The sequence below is a fragment of the Sphingomonas antarctica genome (genome assembly GCF_965137005.1).
In the GTDB taxonomy this organism is placed as follows: Bacteria; Pseudomonadota; Alphaproteobacteria; order Sphingomonadales; family Sphingomonadaceae; genus Sphingomonas_O; species Sphingomonas_O antarctica.
In genome coordinates this window covers 1-19,965 of sequence record NZ_CBCRXM010000003.1, presented here as the reverse complement: position 1 = coordinate 19,965, position 19,965 = coordinate 1, and the positions used below count along the sequence as shown (strand labels likewise).

Here is a 19,965-nt window from a genome sequence, read left to right as displayed (position 1 = left end):
AATCCGGCGTGCTGTGCCGGAATGAAACGGCCCGCCGGATCGCTCCGACGGGCCGCTGTCATCGTCGAGGAAAGCGGCGCTTACGCGTCGCTCGCCTCGGCATTCAGATAGTCACCCGCATCGGCATCGGTGCCGTGGCCCGAGGACACGACCTCGGCCAACGCATCGTTGCCGGTATCGGCTTCGATCGGCTGACGCAGTTCGGCGGCATGTTCTTCCGCCGCCGAGTTCGGCGCGATCAGGCTGGCCTGCCAGTCGCGCTGCTGCGCCCGAAGTGCCGCGTCGCGGCTGGTCGCGGTGACGCGGAGACGGTTCATGCCCGCACCCGTACCCGCCGGGATCAGACGGCCGACGATGACGTTTTCCTTCAGGCCCGTCAGCGTGTCCTTCTTGCCCTGCACCGACGCTTCGGTCAGCACGCGGGTCGTTTCCTGGAACGACGCCGCTGAGATGAAGCTGCGCGTTTGCAGCGACGCCTTGGTGATGCCCAACAGGACCGGCTTGCCCTCGGCCTTGGCCTGCTTCGCCGTCAGCTTGGCATTGGCTTCGTCCATTTCGTCGCGATCGACCTGTTCGCCCGCCAGCAGCACGGTGTCGCCGCCATTGGTGATCTCGACCTTTTGCAGCATCTGACGAACGATCGTTTCGATGTGCTTGTCGTTGATCTTCACGCCCTGCAGTCGATAGACTTCCTGGATTTCGGCGACGAGATATTCGGCCAGCGGCTCGACCCCCATGACTTCGAGGATGTCGTGCGGGTTCGGCGAACCACCGATAAGGTTGTCGCCGCGCTTGACGTAATCGCCTTCCTGCACGTCGATATGCTTCGACTTGGGGATCAGATATTCCGCCAGTTCGCCGCCATCCTCGGGCTGGATGCCGATCTTGCGCTTCGCCTTATAGTCCTTGCCGAACACCACGCGGCCCGAAACGCGCGCGATGATCGCGTTTTCCTTCGGGATGCGCGCTTCGAACAGTTCGGCGACGCGCGGCAGACCACCGGTGATGTCACGCGTACGGGCGGCTTCACGCGGGTTACGCGCCAGCACCTCACCCGCCTGAACCGTAGCACCATCCTCGACCGCGACCACCGCACCGGCGATCAGGCGATAGATGCCGGCTTCGCCCGACGCTTCGTCGAGCAGGGTCAGGCGCGGACGCAAATCTTCCTTCTTGGAAGACCGGCCCATGTCCTCGGTCACGACGCGCTGGCTGATGCCGGTCGTTTCGTCGGTCTGTTCGGTCACCGTGCGGTTCTCGATCAGGTCCTGGTAACGCACGACACCGGCCTTTTCGGTGATCACCGGCATGAAGCTCGGGTCCCATTCGGCCAGACGGTCACCCGCCGACACGATGTGCCCGTCCGCATGGAGCAGCGTGGCACCGTAAGGCAGGCGATGGCTGGCACGCTCGCGGCCATCCATGTCGAGCACCGCGACTTCACCGTTGCGCGCGAGGCTGATGCGACGGCCACGCGGGTCTTCGATGATCATCAGGTCGCGATATTCCAGCTTGCCGTCGACCACCGATTCCAGGCTCGATTGCTCGTTGAGCTGCGCCGCGCCGCCGATGTGGAACGTCCGCATCGTCAGCTGGGTGCCGGGCTCACCGATCGACTGGGCGGCAATGACGCCGACCGCTTCACCGATATTGACCGGCGTACCGCGGGCAAGGTCACGACCATAGCATTTGCCACAGACGCCTTGCTTCGATTCACAGATCAGCGGGCTGCGGATCTTGAGGGCCTGCAGGCTGATCGCCTCGAGCTGCGCGACCATGGCTTCGTCGAGCAGCGTGCCCGACGGGATGATCGATTCACCCGTCTTGCTGTCGATGATGTCTTCCATCGTCGTGCGGCCGAGGACGCGCTCGCCGAGCGACGCGATGACCGAACCGCCCTGAACGATCGCACGCATTTCCAGCGCACGTTCGGTCCCGCAATCCTCCTCGACAACGACGCAATCCTGCGACACGTCGACCAGGCGGCGGGTCAGGTAACCCGAGTTCGCGGTCTTCAACGCGGTATCCGCGAGGCCCTTGCGAGCGCCGTGGGTCGAATTGAAGTACTCAAGGACGGTCAGGCCTTCCTTGAAGTTCGAGATGATCGGCGTTTCGATGATCTCGCCCGACGGCTTGGCCATCAGCCCGCGCATACCGGCAAGCTGCTTGATCTGCGCCGCCGAACCACGGGCACCGGAGTGCGCCATCATGTAGATCGAGTTGATCGACTTTTCGCGACCGGTTTCCGGATCGACCTTCACCGCGCGGATTTCGTCCATCATGGCGTTCGCCACCTGGTCGCCGCAACGGCTCCACGCGTCGATCACCTTGTTGTACTTTTCCTGCTGCGTGATCAGGCCGTCCTGATATTGCTGCTCGAAATCCTTAACCAGCAGCTTGGTCTCGGCGACCATCGGGGCCTTGGCGTCCGGGATGATCATATCGTCCTTGCCGAACGAAATGCCCGCCTTGAACGCGTGCTTAAAGCCCAATGCCATAATCGCGTCGGCGAACAGCACGGTCTCCTTCTGGCCGGTGTGGCGATAGACGGTGTCGATGACGTCGCCGATTTCCTTCTTGGTCAGCAGGCGATTAACGGTTTCGAACGGCACCTTGTGCGACTTGGGCAAGGTTTCGCCCAGCAGCATGCGGCCCGGGGTCGTTTCGTAGCGCTTCATATGCTCGACACCGGCCTCGTCCGTTTGCGGAACGCGGCTGATGATCTTGCTGTGCAGCGTGACCGCCTTGGCTTCCAGCGCCTGATGGACTTCCGACATGTCGGAAATCATCATGCCCTGGCCCGGTTCGTTCTGCTTCTCCATCGAGAGGTAATAGAGACCCAGCACCATATCCTGCGACGGGACGATGATCGGCTTGCCGTTGGCGGGGCTGAGGATGTTGTTGGTCGACATCATCAACACGCGCGCTTCCAGCTGCGCCTCGAGGCTCAGCGGGACGTGCACGGCCATCTGATCGCCGTCGAAATCGGCGTTGAACGCCGAACAGACCAGCGGGTGAAGCTGGATCGCCTTGCCTTCGATCAGGACGGGTTCGAACGCCTGGATGCCCAGACGGTGAAGCGTCGGCGCGCGGTTCAGCAGGACGGGGTGTTCGCGGATGACTTCATCCAGGATGTCCCAGACTTCCTTGCGCTCCTTTTCGACCCACTTCTTCGCCTGTTTGAGGGTCATCGACAGACCCTTGGCGTCGAGGCGCGAATAGATGAACGGCTTGAACAGCTCGAGCGCCATCTTCTTTGGCAGACCGCATTGATGGAGCTTGAGCTCAGGTCCCGTAACGATAACGGAGCGCCCCGAATAATCGACGCGCTTGCCGAGCAGGTTCTGGCGGAAGCGGCCCTGCTTGCCCTTGAGCATGTCGCTGAGCGACTTCAGCGGACGCTTGTTGGCGCCCGTGATCGTGCGACCGCGGCGGCCGTTGTCGAACAAGGCGTCGACGGCTTCCTGCAACATGCGCTTTTCGTTGCGGACGATGATGTCCGGCGCGCGCAATTCCATCAGCCGCTTCAGGCGATTGTTGCGGTTGATCACGCGGCGATACAGGTCGTTCAGGTCCGACGTCGCGAAGCGACCGCCGTCGAGCGGCACCAGCGGGCGCAGTTCGGGCGGGATAACCGGCACGACTTCGAGGATCATCCACTCCGGGCGGTTGCCCGAATCGATGAAGCTCTCGACGACCTTCAAACGCTTGATGATCTTCTTGGGCTTCAGCTCCGACTTGGTCGTCGCCAGTTCCTCGAGCAGGTCCTTGCGCTCGCCTTCGAGGTCGAGGTCCTGCAGCATATGACGCACCGCTTCGGCACCGATGCCGGCGGTGAAGGCGTCCTCGCCATATTCGTCCTGCGCCTCGAGGAGCTCGTCCTCGGTCATCAGCTGGAACTTCTCCAGCGGGGTCAGGCCGGGTTCGGTGACGATATAGGCTTCGAAATACAGCACGCGCTCAAGCTGCTTCAGCTGCATGTCGAGCAACAGGCCGATGCGCGACGGCAGCGACTTCAGGAACCAGATGTGCGCGACCGGCGCGGCCAGTTCGATATGGCCCATGCGCTCGCGACGGACCTTCGAAACGGTGACCTCGACGCCACACTTTTCGCAGACGATGCCCTTATACTTCATGCGCTTGTACTTGCCGCACAGGCATTCGTAATCCTTGATCGGACCGAAGATGCGCGCGCAGAACAGGCCGTCACGCTCGGGCTTGAACGTGCGGTAGTTGATGGTCTCGGGCTTCTTGATCTCGCCGAACGACCAGCTGCGGATGCGCTCGGGCGAGGCGATGCCGATCTGGATCTGATCGAACGTCTCGGGCTTCGCCATCGGGGTCGAGAAGGGGGTCATGTCGTTCATAATTTTGCCTTCCTGTGCCCCTCCCGGTTCAGGGGAGGGGCGGGAACAATCAATCGGATGGGCTGAGGTCTACTCGGCAGCGATCGCAATCGGCTGACCGTCCTCGTCGATGGTGTCATCGGACGTCAGCTCGACGTTGAGGCCCAGCGAGCGCATTTCCTTGACGAGCACGTTGAAGCTCTCGGGAATGCCTGCCTCGAAGGTGTCGTCACCTTTGACGATCGCTTCATAGACCTTGGTGCGGCCGACCACGTCGTCGGACTTCACCGTCAGCATTTCCTGCAAGGTGTAGGCCGCGCCATAAGCCTGCAGCGCCCACACTTCCATTTCGCCGAAACGCTGTCCGCCGAACTGCGCCTTGCCGCCCAGCGGCTGCTGGGTGACGAGCGAGTACGGTCCGATCGACCGCGCATGGATCTTGTCGTCGACCAAGTGGTGGAGCTTGAGCATGTAGATATACCCGACCGTCACCTTGCGATCGAACGAGTCGCCCGTGCGCCCGTCGAACAATTCAACCTGACCCGAAGTGTCGAGCCCGGCCAGTTCGAGCATCGCCGACACATCGGCTTCGCGCGCCCCGTCGAACACCGGCGTCGCCATCGGCACGCCGCCGGTCAACAGATCGGCCATCGCCACCAGTTCGACGTCGTTCCGCTGATCGATTTCGGCATGGTAACCCGCACCGTAGACCGTCTTCAGCCGCTCACGCACCGCTTCGGGCGGCTTGCCGGCCTTGGCGTCCGGATTGGCATCGCGCCAGTTTTCCAGCGCTTCGCCGATCTGCTTGCCCAGGCCGCGCGCGGCCCAGCCGAGATGCGTTTCGAAGATCTGCCCGACGTTCATGCGGCTCGGCACACCCAACGGGTTGAGCACGATGTCGACCGGCGTTCCGTCGGCCAGGAACGGCATGTCCTCGGCGGGCAGGATGCGCGAAATGACACCCTTGTTGCCGTGACGGCCGGCCATCTTGTCGCCCGGCTGCAGCTTGCGCTTCACCGCGACGAACACCTTGACCATCTTGAGCACGCCGGGGGGCAGCTCGTCGCCGCGCTCCAGCTTGGCGACACGGTCGTCGTAACGCGCCACGATCACCTTGACCGCGTCGTCATACTGGACCTTGACCGCTTCCAGATCGCTCTGGCGCGCATCGTCGGCCACCGCGAACTTCCACCATTCGTGATTGTCGACGCTTTCCAGGAGGTCGGCGTCGATCGTCGCACCCTTTTTAATGCCCTTGGGCGCCGCGGTCGCGACTTGACCCATCATCATCTCGCGCAGACGCGACCAGGTGGCACGGTTGAGGATCGAGCGTTCGTCGTCGCGGTCCTTGCCCAGGCGTTCCTTTTCTTCACCGAGGATCGCCTTGGTGCGATCGTCGATGTCGATGCCGTGACGGTTGAACACGCGCACTTCGACGACGGTGCCCGACACGCCCGGCGGCAGGCGCAGCGACGTGTCACGCACGTCCGATGCCTTTTCACCGAAGATCGCGCGGAGCAGCTTTTCTTCCGGCGTCATCGGGCTTTCGCCCTTCGGCGTGATCTTGCCGGCGAGGATATCGCCCGGTTCGACCTCGGCCCCGATGTAGACGATGCCCGCTTCGTCGAGGTTGCGCAGCGCTTCCTCGCCGACGTTCGGGATGTCGCGGGTAATGTCTTCCGGCCCCAGCTTGGTGTCGCGAGCCATCACTTCGAACTCTTCGATGTGGATCGACGTGAACACGTCGTCCTTCACGATGCGCTCGGAGATCAGGATCGAGTCTTCATAGTTGTAGCCATTCCACGGCATGAACGCGACGAGGCTGTTACGGCCCAGGGCCAGTTCACCGAACTCGGTCGACGGACCGTCGGCGATGACCTGACCCGGCACCACGCTGTCGCCCGCCTTCACCAACGGACGCTGGTTGATGCAGGTCGACTGGTTCGACCGCTGGAACTTCATCAGCGTGTAGATGTCCACACCCGACGATCCGGCATCGACTTCGCCGGTCGCGCGGACGACGATACGCGCCGCATCGACCTGATCGACGATGCCGCCGCGCTTGGCGACGATCGCCGCGCCCGAGTCACGCGCCACGGTTTCTTCCATGCCGGTGCCGACGAACGGCGCTTCGGCGCGGACCAACGGCACCGCCTGACGCTGCATGTTCGACCCCATCAGCGCGCGGTTGGCGTCATCGTTTTCGAGGAACGGGATCAGCGACGCCGCGACCGACACCAGCTGCTTGGGCGAAACGTCCATCAGCGTGATGTTTTCGGGCGGGGACATCAGGAATTCACCCGCCTGACGCGACGAAATCAATTCTTCGGTAAAACCGCCGGTCTTGTCGAGATCGGCATTGGCCTGCGCAATGGTGTGCCTGGCCTCTTCCATCGCCGACAGATAGACGACGTCGGTCGTCACCTTGCCGTCGATGATCTTGCGATACGGCGTTTCGATAAAGCCGTATTTGTTGACGCGCGAGAAGCTCGCGAGGCTGTTGATCAGACCGATGTTCGGGCCTTCCGGCGTTTCGATCGGGCAGATGCGGCCATAATGCGTCGGGTGAACGTCGCGGACTTCGAAGCCCGCACGTTCGCGCGTCAGACCGCCCGGCCCGAGCGCCGAGACGCGGCGCTTGTGCGTCACTTCGGACAGCGGGTTGGTCTGATCCATGAACTGCGACAGCTGTGACGAACCGAAGAATTCGCGCACCGCGGCAACCGCAGGCTTCGCGTTGATCAGGTCGTTGGGCATGACGGTCGAGACGTCGACCGACGACATGCGCTCCTTCACCGCGCGCTCCATGCGGAGAAGGCCAACGCGATACTGGTTCTCGAGCAATTCGCCGACCGAACGCACGCGGCGGTTGCCGAGATTGTCGATGTCGTCGATTTCGCCCTTGCCATCCTTCAGATTCACCAGCGTCTTGACGACCGCGAGGATATCCTCGGTCCGCAAGGTGGTAAAATCGTCCGGCGCGTCGAGTTCGAGGCGCATGTTGAGCTTCACCCGGCCGACCGCCGACAGATCGTAGCGGTCGGGATCGAAGAACAAACCGGCGAACAGCGATTCCGCGGTTTCGCGCGTCGGCGGCTCGCCGGGGCGCATAACGCGATAGATTTCGGCCAGCGCATGGTCGCGGTCTTCGGCCTTGTCGGCCTTCAACGTGTTGCGGATCCACGGCCCGGTATTCTGATCGATGTCGAGCAGCTCGATCCGGTCGATGCCGGCACCGTCAAGCTTTTCGAGATTTTCGGCCGACACTTCGTCGCCCGCCTCGATATAGATTTCGCCGGTCGCTTCGTTGATCAGATCGTAGGCCGAATAACGGCCATAGATTTCCTCGGTGGGGATCAGCAGGGTCTTGAGGCCGTCCTTCTGCGCCTTGTTGGCGGCACGCGGCGTGACCTTGGTGCCGGCGGCGAAGATCACTTCGCCGGTTTCGGCGTTGGTCACGTCATAGCTCGGCTTGATGTTGCGCCACGCGTCGGTCGTGAACGGCAGCTTCCAGCCACCGGTACCGCGCTCCCACACCACCTTGTTGTAAAACTCGCCCAGGATTTCCTCGGCGCTCAGGCCCAGCGAATAGAGCAATGCCGATACCGGAAGCTTGCGCTTGCGGTCGATGCGGACGTTGACGATGTCCTTGGCGTCGAATTCGAAATCGAGCCACGACCCGCGATACGGGATGACCCGCGCGGCGAACAGGAACTTGCCCGACGCATGCGTCTTGCCATGGTCGTGCTGGAACAGCACGCCCGGCGACCGGTGCATCTGCGACACGATGACGCGCTCGGTGCCGTTGATGATGAAAGTGCCGTTGCCCGTCATCAAGGGCATGTCGCCCATGTAAACGTCCTGCTCCTTGATATCGAGGACCGAGCGGGTTTCCGTCTCCGAATCCACTTCGAACACGATCAGGCGCAGCGTGACGCGCATCGGCGCGGCATAGGTGATCCCGCGCTGGCGGCATTCCTCGGTGTCGAACTTCGGCGGCTCCAGCTCGTAATGGACGAAATCGAGCTCGGCGGTGCCGGCGAAATCGCGGATCGGGAACACGCTGCGCAGCGTCTTTTCAAGGCCCGAGACGTAATTCGTCGACGGGTCGGAACGCAGGAACTGCTCATAGCTTTCGCGCTGGACCTGGATCAGGTTCGGCATCTTGATGACTTCGTGGATGTTGCCGAAGACACGGCGGATGCGGGGCTTCTGGGCCGGGGCCGGAGCGAGCTGGGTAGCCATGAGTGTCAAATCGCCTCAAATAAATATGCCGGGCGCAAAGAACGCGACGGCGAAAGGCGGCACAGCTTGACAGCTGGCCGGGGCCTGATCGTCGTCGCGTGGACCTCCCCAAAGGTCATCCGTAGAACCACGCTGCGCGACGGCGTGCCCTGTCTCGATCCGATTGGGAGATGGTCGATATAGGAGCCCGCCCGCCCTCTGTAAAGACGTGGATCGCAACCAATTGGCGCACCGAACCGTTTGACCTCCGTTATGAAAAAGATCGCACCCCGCTCGCTAGCGCCGCTGCTTGCCGCCGCCGCGCTCCCCTTCACCCCCGCTGTGGCGCAGGAGGTTTCGCTGCCGACGGTCAGCGCACCGCCCGCCGCCGCGCCTGCTCCGGCACCGGCCCCACAGGCCGCGCCGGCCATGGTCTTCGCGCCGCAAAAGGCCGTAGTACAGGCCGCGCCGCCTCCGGGTCCGCAGGCCGATGATCTGGCGCGTCAGGCTCAGGCGGATGCCGCTGCGCGTCGCACCGCCCGCCGCGCCCCTGCGCCGGTTCGCGCCGCTGCGCCTGTGCGTCCGGCAACGGTCACCCCGGCGCAGGCCGGGGCCGCCACGAACGTGAACGCGCCAACCCCGGTGGCCCCGGTCGCCACCGCGGCAACGCCTGCCGCGACGCCGCCGGTGAATGAAACGCCATTGGTCGCGGCGCCCGCGCCGACCACGCCGGTCGCGACTCAACAGACCACGACCACCACGCAAAGCAGCTTCAACTGGCTGTGGGCGGCGCTCGGCGTCGGCGTTCTCGCGGTGCTCGGTGCGCTGGTGTTTTTCCGCCGCCGCCGCGACGAAGAACTGGTCTATGACGAGCCGGTCTATGTCGAAGAGCCGGTTTATGCCGAGCCTGTCGCCGTCGCCGAGCCCCTGATTGCCGAACCTGTGGTCGCCGAACCGCTGACCACCGATCGTCCGCAAATCGAAATCGGCATCCGTCCGATCCGTGCGGGCAGCGACAATGGTCAGGCGCGCGTCGATTATGAAGTGATCGTCGAAAACGCCGGTGCGCTCGATGCGCGCGACGTCACCGTGACCAGCTGGTTGCTCAATGGCGAATCGTCGGACGCCGAACGCGACATTATCGAAAGCCATGTCGACGTCGCCGCCGGTGAAGCGACGACGGTCGTCGGAACAGCCTCGGTCGATACCGATCGAGCGACCTTCCGTCCGGTCGTCGCCGCCGACGCCCGCTACACCCTGCCCGACGGCAGCCAGGGCCACATCGCCGCGCGCTTTGCGGTCGGGGTCGATGGCGGCGAGCCGGGCCGGATCACGCCGATCGTCCTTGATCGCGACGAGATGCGCAACGATCTGGGTGCGCGTCTCGAAGGCGAAGTCGAACGGGCCTGAATCAATGGCGGGCGGCTGGGAACAGCCGCCCGCCTTGATCGTTATCAAGTCATGAAAAAGATCACCGTCGCCATCATTCCCCAGCCGGTCACCAGGTCGGTGCCGGCGCGCCAGGAAACCCTCGCTCAGTCGCTTCGCCGCACATGGCGAACGTGGATGACCCCCGGCTACAAGGGCGGTTATTCCGAGGCGTAACCTTTAGGAATGATCAACAAAAAAGGGCGGCGCTCCGGATTGGAGCGCCGCCCTTTTTTTAGTCACCTAGAAAACTTTAGCTGCTCGTAGCGCCGACGAGATTGCCATCAGCGAAAAGATTCCGACGATAAACCAGAACGCCGACGGTCGCTCGCTTCGCCTTGGGCTCATGTTGAGGTTGCCGAATGGCATACCCGTCCTCACGCTGCGCCAAACCTGCCAAGAATAAAACGCCGTGCTCAGCAAATCTAATAAAATGCGTAAGTGAGGCGTCACTCCGGAATCCCCCTTCGGCCGCTCTCGTTTGGTCCAATCCGCGCAACTTTGCACACATCAATTGACAGCCGCGTCACAAAAAAAGGGCGGCCCAACGGGACCGCCCTCTCTTATCACAAACGTGAACTGCGAGCTTACTTCAGCTCGACGGTCGCGCCGGCGGCTTCCAGCTGAGCCTTGACCTTCTCGGCCTCGTCCTTGTTCACGCCTTCCTTGACGGCCTTGGGAGCCGACTCGACCAGCGTCTTGGCTTCGGTCAGGCCGAGACCCGTGATCGCGCGGACTTCCTTGATGACATTGATCTTCTTGCCACCGTCGCCGGTCAGGATCACGTCGAATTCGGTCTTTTCTTCGGCAGCCGGAGCTGCGGCACCGGCACCACCGCCAGCGGCCGGCGCGGCGACGGCAGCAGCCGAAACGCCCCATTTTTCTTCGAGCAGCTTCGACAGCTCGGCGGCTTCGAGAACGGTCAGAACCGAGAGGTCTTCGACCAGCTTGTTGAGATCAGCCATTATAATATCCTTCAGATAATTTGGTGTGAAACGAAAAGCTTAAGCCGCGTCCTTGGCCGCATAGGCCCCGAACACGCGTGCCAGCTGCCCGGCGGGTGCCTGCAAAATGCCGGCGATCTTGGTTGCCGGTGCCTGCACCAGCCCGATGATCTTGGCGCGCAGTTCGTCGAGCGAGGGGAGTGTGGCCAAAGCCTTCACGCCATTCGCATCGAGCGTCTGCCCGGCCATCGCGCCGCCTACGATTTCCAGCTTGTCGTTCGTTTTGGCGAATTCCACCGCGACCTTGGCGGCAGCAACCGCATCGGCAGAGGTAGAGAACGCGGTCGGACCGGTCAGCAAATCGGAGAGCGATTCGTAGGCAGTGCCTTTGATCGCGAGCTTGGCGAGGTTGTTCTTGGTGACCTTGTACGCCGCGCCGGCATCACGCATCTTGTTCCGGAGATCGGTGGACTGCGCGACCGTCATCCCGAGATTCCTCGTGACGACAACCACACCGACCGAACCCAGTTCAGCGTTCAGCTTGGCGACGACATCGGCCTTTTCAGCACGATCCATGCCTTACTCCATAATTGACCACGCCGCGGAATTGCCGCGCGGCCACGAAAGTTCGAAGGGGCTTGGAAGCACGCGCGAGACCGGCTCGACGCGAAAATCTAGGTCCCCGTCTCGGTTGGAAATTAAGCCCCGAAAGGCACCAACTGTCTCGAACGGTGACACAGGGCGAACCCTGCAGTCGGGGGCGCTAGTAACGGATTCCGGTAAAAACGCAACCGGGCCATCAAGTCGGTCTGCGTTACGGAATTGTTGCATGTGGGCAACGATGGCCGACGAATCGCGTGGCTCGCTGCGAAACTTGGCTGACAGCCGAGTCCGACCGGTTCAGACTCCCCCGATCAAACCAAGGGGAAGCACGATGCACAGACTGAACGTCACCACCGGCATGACGGCGATCGCGATCGCGATGCTGAACGCCGCGCCCGTGCAGGCGCAAAGCACCGCGCCCGTCGCCGTGGCTGTCGATCCGGGTGAGATCGTCGTCACCGGCTCGCGCATCCGCCGTGATCCCCTGGCCAATGAATCGCCCGTCGTCGTGCTCGACCAGAACGCGCTGGCGCAGACCGGCCTGTCCTCGGTCGCTGACATTCTTCAGCGCCTGCCGAGTGCATCGGGCGGCCTGAATTCCAAGGTCAACAATTCGGGCAATCTCGGCAATCCGCCGGACGGGGGCGGCGTCGGTGCCGGTTCGGCTGAAATCGACCTGCGTTACCTGAGCGCCAAGCGGACGCTGGTGCTGGTCGACGGCATGCGCTTCGTGAACGGCACGAGCGGCAGCGGCATCCCCGCCACCGTCGATCTCAACACCATTCCCGGCAACATGATCGAACGCGTCGAAGTGCTGCAGAACGGCGCGTCGCCGCTTTACGGTTCGGACGCGATCGCCGGCGTGGTCAACGTCATCACCGTCGCCCAACAGGAAGGGCTGCGCGCCTCCGCCCAATTCGGCACGTTCCGCCAGGGCGACGGCCATACCTACGACGCCAGTGCGAGCTAAGGCATCAAGACCGACCGCACGAACTTCGTGTTCGGCGGCAGCTATGTGAAACAGGGTTCGGTCCGCTCGGGCAACCGCGCGATCTCGCTGTTCCCCAATCCCGGCCAGACATCGTGCACCCAACCCGTGGGTGGCTGTTCGAGCGCCGCGGTCAACGGGCGCTTTCTGACGTCGTTCGGCAACCAGACGATTTCGACCGCGCCGGATTCGACGCCAACCTTTGCCGAACTGCGCCCGTTCACGTCGGCGGATCGCTTCAACTTCGCGCCGTTCAACTACATCCTGACCCCGTCGGAGCGTTACGGCGGGTGGATCAGCTTCAAGCAGGAGGTCAACGACAACATCAACCTGCGCGTGAAGGCGTCGTACCAGCATCGCAAGTCGCAGAACCAGGCGGCGTTCGAACCCCTGTTCATCGGTCCCGACGCGGGCAATGGCGCGGGCAGCCTGTTCGACACCCTGTCGATCGACGCGACCAACCCGTTCAACCCGTTCGGCGTGACGCTGCAATCGGGCGTCAACGCCAACGGCACGCCCAACGGCCAAGTGGCGAATTACTCGTTCATCGCGCGCCGTCTGGTCGAAGCCGGACAACGCACGTTCGACCAGAACGTCAACACCTTTTCCACCACCGCGACGCTCGACGGATCGTTCATGGTGGGCGAGCATAAATGGTATTGGGACGTGAACGCGGCGGTCGGCATCAACGACGCGCACCAGAGCTTCACCGGCAACGTCCGCGCCGACCGCGTGGCACAGGCGCTCGGCCCGGTCGCCAATTGCACCGGCGCGTGCGTCCCGCTCAACCTGTTCGGCGGCGCGGGCTCGATCACGCCGGCGATGCTCGCGTTCATCGGCTTTACCGAGCACGACAAGAGCGAACAGCATCTGTACGATTACACCGCGAACCTCAGCGGTGATTTGTTCGACCTGCCCGCGGGTCCGGTCGGCTTCGCGGTCGGTTACGAACACCGCCTGCAAAGCGCGAGCTTCACGCCCGATCCGATCGTGGCGGCGGGCCTGGGCGCGGACATCCCGGCGCAGCCCGCCGCCGGCAAATATAATGCCGACGAAGTCTATGCCGAAGTTCGCGTCCCGCTGTTGAAGGACACACCGTTCTTCCAGTCGCTCGAAGTCAACGGCGCGGTCCGCCATTCGAACTATTCGATCAGCGGCAGCAGCACGACCTACACCGGCACCGGCCTGTGGAAGCCGGTCAACGACCTGTTGTTGCGGGGTTCCTATGCCACCGGCTTCCGGGCGCCGAGCCTGGGTGAATTGTTCGGCGGCCGGTCGCGCTTCGACCTTCCCGTCACCGATCCGTGCAGCAGCGCGGCGACGGGTCAGTTCGCCACCAATGCGACGGTCCGCGCCAATTGCATCGCCGACGGCGTCCCCGCCAATGGCAGCTATGCCGAGGATCCGGGCCAGTTGCCGGTGATCACGCAGGGCAACCGCAACCTGCGCCCGGAAAAGTCGCGCAACCTCCTCGCCGGCGCGGTTTATGCGCCGAGCTGGGCGCGCGGCGGCTTCGTCAGCAATTTGAGCTTCGAGGCGAACTACTATGATATCCGCGTCAAGAACGCGATCGGCGCGGTCGATCCGAACCTGACCCTCAACAATTGCGCCTTGCGCGGCGTCGCCGCGAGCTGCGCGCTGACCGTCCGCACCGCCAACGGCTTCATCAACGAAATCGACGGCACGTTGCAGAACCTCGACAGCATCCGCACCAAGGGGATCGACGCGACGTTCAACTTCCGCTCCACGCGGACGGGCGCCGGCACGTTCGGCCTGTCGCTCAACGCGAACCTGCTCACCCATTACGTCCTGTCGGCGTCGAACGGCTTCATCGTCATCGACCGCAAGGGCACCGAGCGTGGCAGCCCCGATCAGGCCTTCCCCAAATTCAAGGGCAACGGCACGATCGACTGGTCGCTCGACTGGATCGGAGCATCGTTCACCGGCCGCTATATCAGCGCAGTCACCGAATCGGGTGCGGCCAACCGGCTGGCCAGCCGGTTCTACGGCGACGTCCAGTTGAAGCTGATGCCGGGCATGTTCGATCACCGCTTCGAAATCACGGCGGGCGTGAACAACGTGTTCAACCAGGATCCGCCGGCCTGCATCACCTGCAGCCTGAACAATTTCGACCCGACGACTTACGACGTCCCGGGACAATTCGGATACCTTCGCCTGTCCTTCAAAATGTAGTCGATGACCGTCCGGGATCGCGGCACGGCGCCGTGATCCCGGACATTTCAGCGCTTGCGAACATCGGGGCGTGCCGTCATCGCCCGCACATGACCAATCCACGCACCGGCGGCCGCATCCTCGTCGATCAACTGGTTCTTCAGGGCTGCGACCGCATCTTCACCGTCCCGGGCGAAAGTTTTCTCGCCGTCCTCGACGCGCTCCACGACACGCCGCAAATCCAGACCGTGGTCTGCCGCCAGGAAGGCGGCGTGACCTTCATGGCCTGTGCCGACGGGACGATGACCGGACGGCCGGGCGTCGCTTTCGTCACGCGCGGCCCCGGGGCGACCAATGCTTCGATCGGCGTCCATGTCGCAATGCAGGATTCGCAGCCGATGATCCTGTTTATCGGCGATGTCGCGCGCGGCGACCGCGACCGCGAAGGGTTTCAGGAGGTCGATTTCGCGGCGATGTTCGCGCCGCTGTGCAAATGGGCGGCGCGGATCGATGATGCGCGGCGCATCCCCGAATATATTGCCCGCGCCTACGCGACGGCCATGTCCGGGCGACCCGGTCCCGTGGTGCTGGCGTTGCCCGAAGACATGTTGCGCGACACCGTCGAAGCGCTCGACCGCCCGCTCGTCCAGCCGCCCGAACAGGATCCCGACGGCGCGGCGATGGAACAGGTCATGGCGCTGCTCAAGGACGCCTGCGCACCCGTCGCTATTGTCGGCGGCGCGGGCTGGAATGCGGGCGCGGCGCATTATTTCGCGCAATTCGCCACGCGCATCGGCCTGCCCGTCGCCACTGCCTTCCGGCGGCAGGACGCGATCGACAATGCCTGCCCGGTCTATGCCGGCAATTTGGGCTACGGCCCCAACCCGAAGCTGCTCGATCGCATCCGGGGTGCCGACCTGATCCTGTGCGTCGGCGCGCGGCTGGGGGAGGCGACGACCGACGGCTATACGCTGATCACGCCCGATCACCCGGATCAGGTGCTGATCCACGTCCATCCCGATCCGGTCGAACTCAACCGCGTCTATCGCGCCGATCTGCCGATTTGCGCATACCCGCATGAATTCGCGGAGATGGCGGCGTTGTGGGACTACGACATCATCCGCTTCAAGGATGGCGACGACGCCAATGAGGAGTGGCGCGCCTGGTCGACGCCGCAGCCGTTCGAGACCAAACTCGACCTCGGCCAATGCGTCGCGGCCATGCGCAAAGTGCTGCCGAGCGAGACGTTCATCTGCAACGGCGCGGGCAATTTCTCGGGTTGGTGGCATCGCTATTGGCGTTACGCCGGGCCGTCATGCCAGCTTGCCCCGACCGCGGGCGCGATGGGTTATGGCGTCCCCGCCGCCGTCGCCGCCTCGCTGCGCCATCCCGACCGCAAAGTCGTGGCGCTCGCCGGCGATGGCGACTTCCTGATGAACGGGCAGGAACTGGCGACCGCCGCGCAATATGGCTGCGACATGCTCGTCATACTGGTCGATAACGGCGCTTACGGCACGATCCGCATGCATCAGGAACGCGAATATCCGGCGCGCGTCAGCGGCACCGCTCTAAGCAATCCCGATTTCGCCGCACTCGCGCGGGCTTATGGCGCGCATGCGGAAACGGTCGAGGCGACCGGGGATTTCGCCCCGGCGCTCGACCGTGCCCTCGCCCATAAGGGGCTCAAACTGCTTCACTTGAAAACCGACGTGGAGCGCATCAGCGCCGCCACGACGATTTCGGCGCTTAGGGCACGCGCGACCTAAAGGTCGTTGATCGCGCCCTTCACCTTACCTTTGACCTCTTGGAACTTGCCCTTGAGCTCCTGGCCCGCGCCTTCGGCGGCCAGCTTGTCGTCGGCTTCGGTGCGATAGCCGCCGGTATCCGCGGCGTCCTGCTTGGCCTGACCGACCGTCTGGTTGATCGCGCCTTTGACCTTGTCGATGAATTCACCCACGTCGTGTCTCCTCATGAGCGGCACGCCGATAGCCATGCTATCGTCGAGACCGCGAATGACGGACGGCCTCGCATCGCGAGGACCGACGACGTGGCTTTGCCACGGCGCTTTTCCGCCGGTTTGTAACGTTGATCAAACGAGCGATCGACGAATTCGCTCCATGCAGACCTCGGCAAAGCCGAGGTTTCGTCGGCCCTCGCGTCGCGAGGCCGGCCGGCGCGTACCGTCTCGACGATAGCGACGCTATCGGCGTGCGGACGTAAGGCAAGGCCTTACTTACTCCGCTCGACCTGCTCGAATTCCAGCTCGACCGGCGTCGCGCGACCAAAGATCGACACGCTCACCTTCACGCGGCTGCGGTCGAAATCGAGTTCCTCGACGATGCCGTTAAAGCTCGCGAACGGACCTTCCAGCACCTTGACCGAATCGCCGATTTCGTAATCGACCTTGATCCGCGTCTTGGGCGCGGCGGCGGCTTCTTCCTTGGTGTTGAGGATGCGCGCGGCTTCGGCCTCGCTGATCGCCTGCGGCTTGCCGGAGGACCCGAGAAACCCCGTCACCTTCGGCGTATTCTTGATCAGGTGATAGACGTCGTCGTTCATCGCCAGCTTGGCGAGGACATAGCCGGGGAAGAATTTCCGCTCCGACTGGACCTTCTTGCCGCGGCGGACTTCGGTCACCGTTTCGGTCGGCACTTCGACGGCTTCGACGCCGGCTTCCAGCCCCAGGCGACCGGCCTCGGCGATGATCGAATCGCGGACCTTGTTCTCGAACCCCGAATAGGCGTGGATGATGTACCAGCGCGCCATGTCTTCACTTACCCCTTAGATTCTTAACCGAGCAGCGCGAGCAATTGCTTCACGATCCCGCTGAACAGGCTGTCGAGCCCGAAAAAGAACAGCCCCAGCACGGTGGTCATCAGCACCACCATCAACGCGGTCATCATCGTTTCACGCCCGGTCGGCCACACGACCTTCTTGGTCTCGGCCTGAACCTGGCGGATGAACTCGGTCGGACTGGTGCGTGCCACGCTGTAATTCCTGTCTTTCGGCCATGTCTTTCGGCCAACTCCATCGGACAGCCGCCCGGCCCCGCCGATGCGGTTGGGGAAGCTCGCCGATGTCGCGAAGGAGGGGAGATAGCGGGGGGTCCGCCATGTTGCAAGACTGACCCGAAACAAGTTCCGGCGCGGGCGCGGTCTCGCGGCGACGGATTGGCAGGAGCGGAGGGGCTCGAACCCACGACCCTCGGTTTTGGAGACCGATGCTCTACCAGCTGAGCTACGCTCCTGCAGCCGGATGGAGGCGCGTAGCGAAGCAGCGCGCCGTCCGCAAGGCGGGCATCCGGCGTGGCCGGCGGGCAAAGCCCGACCGACAGGTCGCGGATTCACTCCGCGACTGCCCAACCGCCCCCTAAAACAACATCCCCATGCTCTTCGCCAGTTCGAGCAGCCCGATCCGCACCCGCTGCCGCGCCTCCGCCTCGCGTACCGCCGCATCACAGGTGCAATTGCCCCATTCGTCCAGCCCGTGCGCCTTGGCCTTGTCGCCGCGTTCGACAATCCACATCATCGACCGGTGGTTGAACCGCCGCCGCTCGCCGACACATTTGCCCGCGTGATAGACCGGCTCGGGAATGCCGTTGAGGCTGTGATCGATCAGCTTTTCACGGATCGCCCTGGTCCCCCGCACCAGCGCCGCATCCCACGCCGCGGTAAAGCTCTCCGCCCCCGCCATCCGCCGCAAATCGTAAAGCGACCGCTGCGACATGCCCAGCGCTTCGCACGCCGTCGTCACATTGCCCGTCGCCGCGATCGTCGCGATGAACTCGCGCTGCCGCTGCGGCGTCCACCCGTCGCTGCGCGCCTTGCGCCGGGGGACGGGGGTAAAGGCGATCGGATCGCGCGGCTGATGCGGCACCATGGGCAGCGTCATCGTGCCGCCTTCGCCGCCGCCGCCGCCCGCGCCGCGCGCCGCTCCGCCGCCTCGACCGCCATGCCGGCGAACGCCGCCCGCGCATTGTGCCGCACCAGCTTTTCGAACATCCGCAGCCCCCATTCGGGCTCGCCGAAATAGCGCACGCGATACGCGATCAGCCGCCGCCGCGAGAGCACCGCCGCACGCTCCTTCCTGGTCAGCCCATCCGTCTCCAACCGCCCCAGCGGCACCGCGCGCTTGCGCGCCATCAAATCCATCGGCTCCACCATCGTCACCCTCCATTCCGAATCACGGAACATAGAAAGAACATAAATCAGGGGGTGTAGGACAGGAAAAAATGCAGGGCGCCAAAACCCCCGTCCTCAAGGCAAGGATTTACCTTCAATTTAGTCCCCTCCCTCAGGGAGGGTCGACTCAGGCGAAGCCTGAGCGGGGGCGGGCCTAATCCCCGAACATCTCGCGCAACATCGCCAGCGTCGTCGCCACAGTCGGCCCATCCGTCCGGCCCATCCGTTTAATCAGCCGCGCTTGGTCGAGCGTCCGCATCTGGTCGCCCAGCGCCAGCCCGTCTCTACTCTGAAAGCGGATGGAGATGCGCCACGGCGCGGCACGGCTGCCCGTGGTCATCGGCAGCACGGTGGCGGTGGACAGCCGCGCGTTCATCTCGTCTGGGGACACGATCAGGCACGGTCGCGTCTTCTGTATTTCGCGCCCGACGGTCGGGTCGAGCGCGGCCAACCAAACTTCGCCGCGCCTTACCTCCCCGGCACGGGGAGGGGGACCATCGCGAAGCGATGGTGGAGGGGCACTCACCACGACAGCTTATCATCACCCTCATTGGCAAAGCCCAGCCAGTCATGGGTGGCCGGACCGCGCTCATCGGCCAGCGCCGCCGCCGCCTCGGCCCACCCCGCGCGCACCGGACGCACCACGGGCGTCCCGATCAACCGCCCATCCTCGACCGTCAGGTCGAGCGTCGCCCCCGACGCCAACCCGATCTGCGCGAGCACAGGCTTGGGCAGGACGATCCCGGTGGAGTTTCCGATTTTGCGAAGGGCGGAGAGCATTGGCGTCCATAACGTATGCACGTCGTATATACAACTCAACGGCATTCTACACCAACGGCGATGGGCTAACCTTTTACGCTGTTACAGTATGGATGTGTTGGCTGACAGTTATCGACATGACCATCTCCGCCATCAGCCTTTCGCGTAATGTGATCATAAGACAGAGACTTCGCGGGATCTAGTGGATCGAATCTAACACTTGGTGCCCGCGCCTGACGGCGGCGATGATTTTATCGGGATCGGCTGTCCAGACGAAGGGCTTTGGGGTTTCATTGTGCTCGGCGAGGAAGCGGTTGATA

At 63.6% G+C, this 19,965-nt stretch carries 17 protein-coding genes, 1 tRNA gene and 1 pseudogene; 5 read left to right on the top strand and 14 right to left on the bottom strand.

Going from position 1 to position 19,965, the window contains the following annotated elements:
* Nucleotides 1-80: 80 nt before the first annotated feature.
* Nucleotides 81-4,367, bottom strand: a complete 4,287-nt coding sequence (rpoC, locus tag ACM9ME_RS03840) for a DNA-directed RNA polymerase subunit beta' (protein WP_415642116.1) — start codon at nt 4,365-4,367, stop codon at nt 81-83.
* A 69-nt stretch (nt 4,368-4,436) separates the two neighbouring features.
* Nucleotides 4,437-8,591 carry a DNA-directed RNA polymerase subunit beta gene (gene rpoB / locus ACM9ME_RS03835; RefSeq protein WP_415642115.1) on the bottom strand — a complete coding sequence of 1,385 codons (4,155 nt, stop codon included), beginning with the start codon at nt 8,589-8,591 and terminating at the stop codon, nt 4,437-4,439.
* Between the two features lie 252 nt (nt 8,592-8,843).
* On the opposite strand from rpoB, the gene ACM9ME_RS03830 reads away from it, so the two are divergent.
* Both ACM9ME_RS03830 and ACM9ME_RS03825 read left to right on the top strand, forming a co-directional pair.
* Nucleotides 8,844-9,980 (top strand): hypothetical protein, encoded by a 1,137-nt coding sequence (locus ACM9ME_RS03830; RefSeq protein WP_415642114.1) that lies wholly within the window; start codon nt 8,844-8,846, stop codon nt 9,978-9,980.
* 51 nt (nt 9,981-10,031) lie between these two features.
* Nucleotides 10,032-10,175 carry a hypothetical protein gene (locus ACM9ME_RS03825; protein WP_415642113.1) on the top strand — a complete coding sequence of 48 codons (144 nt, stop codon included), beginning with the start codon at nt 10,032-10,034 and terminating at the stop codon, nt 10,173-10,175.
* Between the two features lie 410 nt (nt 10,176-10,585).
* Here the strand turns inward: ACM9ME_RS03825 and rplL are convergent, their stop codons facing one another.
* Nucleotides 10,586-10,963 (bottom strand): 50S ribosomal protein L7/L12, encoded by a 378-nt coding sequence (gene rplL / locus ACM9ME_RS03820; RefSeq protein ID WP_415642112.1) that lies wholly within the window; start codon nt 10,961-10,963, stop codon nt 10,586-10,588.
* 39 nt (nt 10,964-11,002) lie between these two features.
* Nucleotides 11,003-11,518 (bottom strand): 50S ribosomal protein L10, encoded by a 516-nt coding sequence (gene rplJ / locus ACM9ME_RS03815; RefSeq protein ID WP_415642111.1) that lies wholly within the window; start codon nt 11,516-11,518, stop codon nt 11,003-11,005.
* A 358-nt stretch (nt 11,519-11,876) separates the two neighbouring features.
* On the opposite strand from rplJ, the gene ACM9ME_RS03810 reads away from it, so the two are divergent.
* From ACM9ME_RS03810 to ACM9ME_RS03800, 3 genes are all read left to right on the top strand, one after another.
* Nucleotides 11,877-12,515 (top strand): TonB-dependent receptor plug domain-containing protein, encoded by a 639-nt coding sequence (locus tag ACM9ME_RS03810; RefSeq protein ID WP_415642110.1) that lies wholly within the window; start codon nt 11,877-11,879, stop codon nt 12,513-12,515.
* A 27-nt stretch (nt 12,516-12,542) separates the two neighbouring features.
* Nucleotides 12,543-14,726, top strand: a complete 2,184-nt coding sequence (locus tag ACM9ME_RS03805; protein WP_415642109.1) for a TonB-dependent receptor domain-containing protein — start codon at nt 12,543-12,545, stop codon at nt 14,724-14,726.
* Between the two features lie 89 nt (nt 14,727-14,815).
* A complete protein-coding gene (locus ACM9ME_RS03800) occupies nt 14,816-16,471 on the top strand; it encodes a thiamine pyrophosphate-binding protein (protein ID WP_415642108.1) in 1,656 nt (551 codons plus the stop codon).
* Here the strand turns inward: ACM9ME_RS03800 and ACM9ME_RS03795 are convergent.
* The 10 genes and pseudogenes from ACM9ME_RS03795 to ACM9ME_RS03750 form a co-directional block, all read right to left on the bottom strand.
* A complete protein-coding gene (locus ACM9ME_RS03795) occupies nt 16,468-16,662 on the bottom strand; it encodes a CsbD family protein (protein WP_415642107.1) in 195 nt (64 codons plus the stop codon). The two genes, ACM9ME_RS03800 and ACM9ME_RS03795, sit on opposite strands and share 4 nt — an antisense overlap.
* Nucleotides 16,663-16,934: 272 nt before the next feature.
* Entirely contained in the window at nt 16,935-17,471 is a 537-nt protein-coding gene (gene nusG, locus ACM9ME_RS03790) for a transcription termination/antitermination protein NusG (protein ID WP_415642106.1), read from the bottom strand.
* A gap of 23 nt (nt 17,472-17,494) precedes the next feature.
* On the bottom strand, nt 17,495-17,692 hold the full coding sequence (secE, locus tag ACM9ME_RS03785) for a preprotein translocase subunit SecE (RefSeq protein ID WP_415642105.1): 198 nt from the start codon (nt 17,690-17,692) through the stop codon (nt 17,495-17,497).
* A 184-nt stretch (nt 17,693-17,876) separates the two neighbouring features.
* Nucleotides 17,877-17,952, bottom strand: a tRNA-Trp gene (locus ACM9ME_RS03780).
* 122 nt (nt 17,953-18,074) lie between these two features.
* Nucleotides 18,075-18,596, bottom strand: a complete 522-nt coding sequence (locus tag ACM9ME_RS03775; protein WP_415642104.1) for a hypothetical protein — start codon at nt 18,594-18,596, stop codon at nt 18,075-18,077.
* Entirely contained in the window at nt 18,593-18,868 is a 276-nt protein-coding gene (locus ACM9ME_RS03770; protein ID WP_415642103.1) for a hypothetical protein, read from the bottom strand. Before ACM9ME_RS03770 ends, ACM9ME_RS03775 begins: the two co-directional genes overlap by 4 nt.
* Before the next feature lie 172 nt (nt 18,869-19,040).
* Nucleotides 19,041-19,412 carry a type II toxin-antitoxin system PemK/MazF family toxin gene (locus tag ACM9ME_RS03765; RefSeq protein WP_415642407.1) on the bottom strand — a complete coding sequence of 124 codons (372 nt, stop codon included), beginning with the start codon at nt 19,410-19,412 and terminating at the stop codon, nt 19,041-19,043.
* A complete protein-coding gene (locus ACM9ME_RS03760) occupies nt 19,409-19,666 on the bottom strand; it encodes an AbrB/MazE/SpoVT family DNA-binding domain-containing protein (RefSeq protein ID WP_415642102.1) in 258 nt (85 codons plus the stop codon). Before ACM9ME_RS03760 ends, ACM9ME_RS03765 begins: the two co-directional genes overlap by 4 nt.
* Nucleotides 19,667-19,731: 65 nt before the next feature.
* A complete protein-coding gene (locus ACM9ME_RS03755; protein WP_415642406.1) occupies nt 19,732-19,830 on the bottom strand; it encodes an HNH endonuclease in 99 nt (32 codons plus the stop codon).
* A gap of 14 nt (nt 19,831-19,844) precedes the next feature.
* Nucleotides 19,845-19,965 (bottom strand): annotated as a pseudogene (locus tag ACM9ME_RS03750) (IS630 family transposase); the annotation flags it as partial.